The organism is Frigoribacterium sp. CFBP 13605 (genome assembly GCF_014839405.1).
Classification (GTDB): Bacteria; Actinomycetota; Actinomycetes; order Actinomycetales; family Microbacteriaceae; genus Frigoribacterium.
In genome coordinates, this window is record NZ_JACYNS010000108.1 from 1 (window position 1) to 8,275 (window position 8,275).

Here is an 8,275-nt window from a genome sequence, read left to right on the forward strand (position 1 = left end):
CGCGGCGCCGAGAAGCCCGCCCGCCGCCGCGCCCGGAGCGCCGGCCCCGACCGCACGGCCGGACGCTCGAAGGCGTCCACCATCATCGTCACGGCCGTCCTGGTCGTGGTGGCGCTGTACTTCCTGGTGCCGGTCTACTGGGTCGTCGTCGCGGCGACCAAGACCACGCCCGACCTGTTCGGCACGTTCGGCTTCTGGTTCGCCCCGACCTTCTCGCTCTGGGACAACCTCGGCCAGGTGCTGACCTACGGCGACGGCATCTTCGTGCGGTGGGTGCTCAACTCGGTGCTCTACGCCGGCGTGGGAGCCCTGATCGCGACGTACTTCGCCGCGGCCGGCGGCTACGCGCTCGCCAAGTACGAGTTCCGCGGACGCAACGTCGTCTTCGGCACGATCCTCGGCGGCGTGCTCGTGCCCGGCACCGCCACGGCCCTGCCCCTCTTCCTGCTGTTCAGCCAGATGGGCATCGCCAACACCTACTGGAGCGTGCTGCTGCCGTCGCTCGTGTCGCCGTTCGGCCTGTTCCTCTGCCGCATCTACGCGCAGGCCACGGTCGACACGTCGCTCATGGAGGCCGCCCGCCTCGACGGCGCCAGCGAGCTTCGCATCTTCCACACCCTGGGACTGCGCATCCTCACCCCGGCGCTCGTCACGGTGTTCCTGTTCCAGCTCGTGGGCATCTGGAACAACTACTTCCTGCCCCTGGTCATGCTGAGCGACGTGGACAAGTTCCCCGTCACGCTCGGCCTCAACAACTGGCTCAGCCAGACCGACCGCCTGCCCGAGTTCTACCAGCTGACGACCGGCGGCGTGCTGCTGTCGATCATCCCGCTGGTCATCGCCATGGTCGTCCTCCAGCGCTTCTGGCGCGGCGGCCTCACCGAAGGAAGCGTCAAGTGACCCCCAGCACCACACCGTCCACCGTCTCCGCCGACTACCTCACCGACACCGGCCCGGGTCAGGGTGCCCGCACACCGGCGCGGTCGTGGCTGCACACCGACGCCCCGACGCTGTCCCTCGACGGCACCTGGTCGTTCCGTCTGCTGCCCGGCGCCCCCGGCACGCTGGGCGGCCGCGGCGTGCTGCCCGAGGGCGAGCCCGTCGACGGCGTCGGCGCGGTCGACCTCGACGAGTCGTCCTGGGGCGAGATCGAGGTGCCGTCGCACTGGGTGCTCGGCGGTGACGGTTCGCGCGGCGCCCCGATCTACACCAACGTGCAGTTCCCGTTCCCGACCGAGCCGCCCTTCGTGCCCGACGCGAACCCGACCGGCGACCACCGCCGGACGTTCGAGCTGCCGTCGTCCTTCGACGGCGCCGAGCGCGTGCTGCTGCGGTTCGACGGCGTCGAGTCGCGCTACGTGGTGTGGCTGAACGGCGTCGAGATCGGCATGGGCGTCGGCAGCCGCCTCGCCCAGGAGTTCGACGTCACCGACGCCCTGCACCCGGGCGAGAACGTGATCGCGGTGCGCGTGCACCAGTGGTCGGCGTCGAGCTACGTCGAAGATCAGGACCAGTGGTGGCTGCCCGGCATCTTCCGCAGCGTCACGCTGCAGGCCCGCCCGGTCGGCGGCCTCGACGACGTCTGGCTGCAGACGCCGTTCCACGGCACGGCCGGTCAGGGCGAAGGAGGCGCGGCGATCGTCCCCGAGATCACCGCCGGCGAGGCCGCCTACCCGGTCACCCTCTCGGTGCCCCAGCTCGGCGTCGAGGTGACCTGGGCCACCCCGGCCGACGTCGCGCCCGTCGCGCTCGACGCGGTCGAGCCGTGGTCCGCCGAGACCCCGCGCCTCTACGACGCGACCGTCTCGAGCGCGGGCGGCGCCGAGACCGTCTCGCTGCGCCTCGGCTTCCGCACGGTCCGCATCGTGGGCGACCAGTTCGAGGTCAACGGCCGCCGCGTCGTGTTCCACGGCGTCAACCGCCACGAGACCCACCCCGACCGTGGCCGCGTCTTCGACGAGGAGTGGTCGCGCCGCGACCTCGCCCAGATGAAGCGGTTCAACGTGAACGCGATCCGCACGTCGCACTACCCGCCGCACCCGCGCCTCCTCGACCTCGCCGACGAGCTGGGCTTCTGGGTCGTCCTCGAGTGCGACCTCGAGACGCACGCCTTCGAACGCCAGGAGTGGATCGGCAACCCCAGCGACGACCCGGACTGGCACGACGCCTACGTCGACCGCATGGTGCGCACCGTCGAGCGCGACAAGAACCACCCGAGCATCGTCCTCTGGTCGCTCGGCAACGAGGCGGGCACGGGCCACAACCTCGCGGCCATGGCGGCGTGGACCCACGCCCGGGACGGCGGCCGTCCCGTGCACTACGAGGGCGACTACACGGGCGCCTACACCGACGTCTACTCGCGCATGTACTCGTGGATCGACGAGACGCGCGCCATCGGCTCGGGCGACGAGTCCGTCCCGCTGCTGGGCTGCACGCCGGCCGAGGCAGCGCGTCAGCGCTCGAAGCCGTTCCTGCTCTGCGAGTACGTCCACGCGATGGGCAACGGCCCCGGCGCGATCGACGAGTACGAAGACCTGGTCGACGCCTACCCGCGCCTGCACGGCGGCTTCGTCTGGGAGTGGCGGGACCACGGCCTGCGCACGCACACGGCCGACGGCGTCGAGTACTTCGGCTACGGCGGCGACTTCGGCGAGGTCGTCCACGACGGCAACTTCGTCATGGATGGCATGGTGCTGAGCGACGACACCCCGTCACCGGGCCTGTACGAGTGGGCCCAGGTCGTTGCCCCGATCCGCCTGCGCTTCGAGACGCCCACCGTCGACGGTCGACCGGGGCTCGTCGTGTCGAACCTGCGGCATTCGGCGAGCGCCTCCGACGTCGTCTTCCGCTGGGTCGCGTCACACGACGGCGAGGAGGTGCGCTCGGGCACGCTCGACGTGGTCGGCCTCGACGGCGGCGCCCTGGCCGCCCACGAGACGGTCGTCGTCCCGCTGCCCGAGGTGCCCGTGTCGGGCACCGGCGAGACGTGGTTCACGGTCACCGCCGAGCTCGCCGACGCCACCGTGTGGGCGGACGCGGGTCACGTGCTCTCGACCCAGCAGCTCGACCTCACGCCGGCACCGGTGCGGGTCGCGACACCGCGCCCCGCAGTCGTGGGCGACGTGCGCGTTCGCGTGGCCCGCGCCTCCTCGGGGCGCGTCGAGCTCGGTCCGGCCGTCTTCGACGACGGACGGCTGGTCTCGCTGGCCGGACGGCCGGTCGACGGCGCCCGTCTCGAGCTGTGGCGCGCGCCGACCGACAACGACCGCGGCGAGTGGCTGACGCCGAAGGACCGCGACCGCGACGTGATGCGCAACCGCCACCGCGTCGACCTGTACGAGGTCGGCGTGCTGCCCAGCTCGCAGGACACCTGGCTGCTCGCCGGGCTCGACCGGCTCACCGCGCGCGTCGAGTCGGTGAGCGTCGCGCCGGACTCGGTCCGGGTGCGGACGCGCTACGCCGCGGCCGACACGCGCAACGCCGTGACGACCGACGAGCAGTGGCAGCTCGTCGGTGACGACCTCTGGCTGTCGGTCGACATCGTCCCGACGGGGTGGTGGGACATGGTCTGGCCCCGCGTCGGCGTGCGCTTCGACCTGCCGGGCGACGTCGACCACGCCTCGTGGTTCGGCACCGGTCCGCGCGAGTCCTACCCCGACAGCCGTCACTCGGCGTTCGTCGGTCGCTACGAGTCGGGCATCGACGACCTGTCGGCCGGGTACGCCCGCCCACAGGAGACGGGGCACCGCAGCGACCTGCGCACGCTCGACCTCGGCCCCGCCGGTCAGCCGTGGCTGCGCGTGGAGGCGGTGCCGAGCGCCACGGGTGGACGACCCGGCTTCACACTGAGCCGCCACACGGCCCAGCAGATCGGCGTGGCCGAACACCCGCACGAGCTGCCCGCGAGTGAGCGCACCCACCTGTACCTCGACGCCGCCCAGCACGGCGTCGGGTCGCGGGCGTGCGGGCCGGACGTCGCGTCGAGGCACGTGCTGCGTCCGGGCGCCCACCAGCTGCGCCTGAAGTTCAGCGCGCTGTAGCGGGCCGACCCCGCCGAGGACGGGCGGGTCCGTACCGGGCGGGCGTCTCAGGACGCCCGTGCCGGACGGACCCGCCCGTCCTGCGTGCGGCCGCGTCCGCGTGCCGCCCGGGCGGCGCCGACCTCAGCCGTCCCGGCGCGTGGCGCGGACGACCACGTCGGCCACGTGCCAGACCTCCCCGTCGGGGCCCGTCATGTCACGCGGGCGCACCTCGGCGACGTCGACCCGCCACGAGTCGGGGGAGAGCCTGCCGACCACCTCGCCGACGGTGAAGAGCATGCCCGGGTCGCCGTGCTTCCCGGCGCCGCCCGGCAGGGCGTCGACGTCGTGGCCGACGATCAGCAGGGTGCCGCCCGGTGCCACGCCGTCGGCCAGTGCCGGGAACAGCCGCTCGCGGTCCGTGGGCGGCAGGTGCATGAAGTGCGCCGTGACGAGGTCGAAGGAGGCGCGGGTCGGGCTCCACTCCGTCAGGTCCGCCTGCTGCCAGGTGAGGTGGGCCGGGTCGACGTCCTCCTGCTCGCGGGCGAGCGCGGCCGCCTTGTCGAGGGCGTTCTGCGAGATGTCGACGCCCGTGACCCGCCAGCCCCGCGAGGCGAGCCAGAGGGCGTCGCCGCCCTCGCCGCTGCCGACGTCGAGTGCGCGACCGGGGGCCAGCTGGGCGACCTCGGCGACGAGGGCGGCGTTGGGGCGTCCGCTCCAGGCGCGGCCGGGCTGCCCGTAGCGGTCCTCCCAGTAGTCGCGGTCGAAGACGGGGTGGGCGTGCCCGTTCCCGTGTCGCTCTTGCTCCTGCTCGTGCTCGTGGTGGTGCTGCTGCTGCCCTCGCTCCGCCTCGCTCATGCGTCGATCCTCTCCCCGGTGCGCAGGGCGGCGACGGCCGCCGCGACCTCGTCCGTCACCAGGTCCATGTTGATCGCTGCGCCGGCCATCGTGCCCGCCGCGGCCGCCGCGACGACCTGCGCCATCGGCTCGGTGACGTTGCCGGCGAGCCAGACCCCCGGCACGGCCGATCGGCCGGTGAGCGGCTCGATCGTGGCGAGGTGGGTGCCGACGCCGGCGGGGTGCTCGGTCGCCTCGAGCCCGAGGTCGGCGAGGAAGTCCGCCCGCGAGCGCACCCGGGCCATGACGGCCAGGGCGCCGACGTCGACCGTGCGACCGTCGTCGAGCGTCACGCCGGTGAGGGCGTCGTCCTCGACCCGGAGGCGCGCGACCGGGCCGTCGACCACGGTGACCCCGCGGGCCCGCAACTGCTCGGCCTGCTCGTCGTCGGGGGTGAACGAGGCGTTGGTGAACAGGACGATCTCGCGGCTCCACTGCCCGAAGAGCAGGGCCTGGTGCATCGCGAACGGGCTCGTGGCCAGCACGCCGATCACGCGGTCCTGCACCTCCCAGCCGTGGCAGTACGGGCAGTGCACGGCGTCGCGGCCCCAGCGCTCGGCGAGGCCGTCGACTGCGGGCAGCTCGTCGACGAGGCCGGACGTCACCAGGAGGCGCCGGGCGCGCACCTCGGACGCGTCACCACCCCTGCCGGTGACGGTCACGACGAAGGGGGCGACGGGGTCGTCGTCGCGACGGACGCCGGTCACGGTGCCCGACGTGATCGCGCCTCCGTACGCCCCGACCTCGGCGCGACCGAGGCGGGTGAGCTCGCGCGGGGCGACGCCGTCGCGGGTGAGGAACGCGTGGACGCCCTCGGCGGGAGCGTTGCGGGCCCGGTCGTCGTCGACGACGAGCACGGTGCGGCGGGCGCGGACGAGCGACAGGGCGCCGCTGAGTCCGGCGGCACCGCCGCCGATCACGACGACGTCGTGGACGACGGCGTGGACGGCGTCGACCGGGTGGGTGTTCTGGTTCATGGTGTGACCTCCTGACCCGATCCTGCGACCTGGATCGTCGGGCTGGCAATCCAAGTTGCCGAAGTGGCAAGATGACCGGCATGGACCACCCCACGAACGCCCCCGGTGCCGACGCCCCGAGCACCGACGACGTCCTCGCCGCGGTCGGCCCGCGCCTCCGTGCCCTGCGCGCGCGGCGCGGCGTGACCCTCGCCGAACTGGGGGAGCGGACCGGCATCTCGGTCAGCACCCTGTCCCGGCTCGAGTCCGGGCTCCGGCGGCCCACCCTCGAACAGCTGTTGCCGCTCGCCCGCGAGCACGGGGTTCCGCTCGACGACCTCGTCGGCGCGCCCGAGACCGGCGACCCCCGCGTGCACCTCAAGCCCCGGCAACAGCACGGCATGACGGTCGTGCCGCTCTCGCGCGGGGGCGGCGCGATCCAGGCCTTCAAGATGGTGATTCCTGCGGACTCGCCTCGGAGCGAACCCGTGCTCCGCACGCACGAGGGCTACGACTGGCTGTACGTGCTGCGCGGACGCATCCGGCTCGTGCTGGGCGACCTCGACCTCGTGCTGCCCGCGGGCGAGGCGGCCGAGTTCGACACGCGCACACCCCACTGGTTCGGCCGGGCCGACGACCGGGCCGTCGAGGTGCTCAGCCTGTTCGGTCGGCAGGGGGAGCGGCTGCACCTGCGGACCGCGCCCGGCTCGCCCGCGTGAGGCGTCCCGGGGTGTCGGTGGCGCCTCCTAGGCTCGGGGCGGGCGTCCAGGCCGCGTCCCGACAGAAGGAGTCCGCGTGTACCTCGACGACGACCGGGTGGTCACCAGCCCGTCCGACCTGACGACCTGGGCCGCGTGCGAGTGGTCGTTCCTCCGACGGCTCGACGCGAAGCTCGGTCGGGTCGACGCCGTCGCCGACGCGTCCGACGACATGCTCGACCGCACGGCCCGGCTCGGCGACGCGCACGAGCTCCGGTACCTCGAGGCGCTGCGGGCGACCCGTGACGTCGTCGAGTTCGACCGTCCGGCCCCGTCGGGCTACGCGGCGGCCGCCGAGGAGGCGCGGCTCGCCATGGCCTCCGGGGCCGACGTGCTCTTCCAGGCGACGTTCTTCGACGGATCGTTCATCGGCTTCAGCGACTTCGTGGTGCGCACCGACGACGGCACCTACGAGGTCTACGACACCAAGCTCGCCCGCCACGCGAAGATCCCCGCCCTGCTGCAGGTCGCGGCCTACACCGACCAGATCCGGGCGCTCGAGCTGCCGTCGGCCGACACCGTGCGCCTCGTGCTCGGCGACGGCAGCGAGAGCGTGCACGACGTCGCCGACGTGCTGCCGGTCTACCGGGTCCAGCGTGACCGGCTGCGGGCCGCCCTCGCCGAGCGGCTCGCCGCCGAGGGGCCGCTCGCCTGGGGCGACCCGGGCGTCACCGCCTGCGGGCGCTGCACGGCCTGCCAGGCCCAGGTCGACGAGCACCGCGACCTCGTGCTCGTCGCCGGCCTGCGCGGCGAGCAACGTCAGCGGCTGCACCTGGCCGGCGTCGCCACGATCGACGAGCTCGCCGGGTCGGACGGGCCCGTCGCCGGCATCGGGGCGACGGCCCTCGCCCGCCTGCGGGGGCAGGCCCGGGTGCAGCTCGCCACCGAGCGCGACCACACCGGCGCGCCCGCGGTCGAGGTCGTCGACGCCGACGCCCTGCGGACGATGCCGCGGCCCGACGCCGGCGACGTCTTCTTCGACTTCGAGGGCGACCCGCTCTACACCGAGGGCGACGGGCGGGCCTGGGGCCTCGACTACCTCTTCGGGCTGGTCGAGGCCGACGGCACCTTCCGGGCCTTCTGGGCGCACGACTTCGTGGGCGAGCGGCAGGCGCTGATCGACTTCCTCGACTACCTCGCCGAGCGTCGCCGGCGATTCCCCGACCTGCACGTGTACCACTACGCCTCGTACGAGCGCAGCCACCTGCTCTCGCTGGCGGCCCGCCACGGCGTCGGCGAGGACGCGGTCGACGACCTGCTCCGCGACGGCGTGCTCGTCGACCTCTACCCGGTCGTGCGGCAGGCGTTGCTCGTCGGGTCGCACAGCTACTCGCTCAAGAAGCTCGAGCCGCTCTACATGGGTGACGACCTCCGGCAGAGCGACGTCAAGACGGCCACCGCCAGCATCACGATGTACGTCGACGCCATCGCCGAACGCACCACGGGCGACGTGGCGCGGGGTGACCTGATGCTCGACGAGGTCCGCGACTACAACGAGTACGACTGCCGGTCGACCCTGCGGCTGCGCGACTGGTTGCTCGAGCTGGCCGACCGGCACGGCACCCGGGGCGACGACCCCGACGGCCCGACCGCGCCCGACCCGCTCGAGCTCGCCCGCGTGCCCCGCGAGCCGAACCCGGTCGCC

Annotated in this window: 6 protein-coding genes; 4 read left to right on the forward strand and 2 right to left on the reverse strand. The window is 73.5% G+C overall.

Translation table 11 applies throughout. The features are described 5' to 3' along the window. Both IFT36_RS13930 and IFT36_RS13935 read left to right on the forward strand, forming a co-directional pair. On the forward strand, nt 1-900 hold a 900-nt coding region (locus IFT36_RS13930; RefSeq protein WP_249408643.1), incomplete at its 5' end, for a carbohydrate ABC transporter permease. Beyond that, entirely contained in the window at nt 897-4,040 is a 3,144-nt protein-coding gene (locus IFT36_RS13935; RefSeq protein ID WP_200413427.1) for a glycoside hydrolase family 2 TIM barrel-domain containing protein, read from the forward strand. The genes IFT36_RS13930 and IFT36_RS13935, both read left to right, overlap by 4 nt. Nucleotides 4,041-4,163: 123 nt before the next feature. Here the strand turns inward: IFT36_RS13935 and IFT36_RS13940 are convergent, their stop codons facing one another. Both IFT36_RS13940 and IFT36_RS13945 read right to left on the reverse strand, forming a co-directional pair. Continuing rightward, nucleotides 4,164-4,877, reverse strand: coding sequence for a class I SAM-dependent methyltransferase (locus IFT36_RS13940; RefSeq protein ID WP_200413428.1), 714 nt, complete (start codon nt 4,875-4,877; stop codon nt 4,164-4,166). Next, entirely contained in the window at nt 4,874-5,893 is a 1,020-nt protein-coding gene (locus IFT36_RS13945) for an FAD-dependent oxidoreductase (RefSeq protein WP_200413429.1), read from the reverse strand. The genes IFT36_RS13940 and IFT36_RS13945 overlap by 4 nt, the downstream gene beginning before the upstream one ends. An 80-nt stretch (nt 5,894-5,973) precedes the next feature. On the opposite strand from IFT36_RS13945, the gene IFT36_RS13950 reads away from it, so the two are divergent. Further along, nucleotides 5,974-6,591, forward strand: a complete 618-nt coding sequence (locus IFT36_RS13950; RefSeq protein ID WP_123570750.1) for a helix-turn-helix domain-containing protein — start codon at nt 5,974-5,976, stop codon at nt 6,589-6,591. A gap of 76 nt (nt 6,592-6,667) precedes the next feature. Further along, nucleotides 6,668-8,275 (forward strand): TM0106 family RecB-like putative nuclease (locus tag IFT36_RS13955; protein ID WP_200413430.1); only part of this gene is annotated, 1,608 nt, incomplete at its 3' end.

Coding starts and splice junctions, on each gene's coding strand:
- IFT36_RS13940 (WP_200413428.1), bottom strand. CDS start 4,877: ATGAGCGAGGCGGAGCGAGGGCAGCAGCAGCACCACCACGAGCACGAG.
- IFT36_RS13945 (WP_200413429.1), bottom strand. CDS start 5,893: ATGAACCAGAACACCCACCCGGTCGACGCCGTCCACGCCGTCGTCCAC.
- IFT36_RS13950 (WP_123570750.1), top strand. CDS start 5,974: ATGGACCACCCCACGAACGCCCCCGGTGCCGACGCCCCGAGCACCGAC.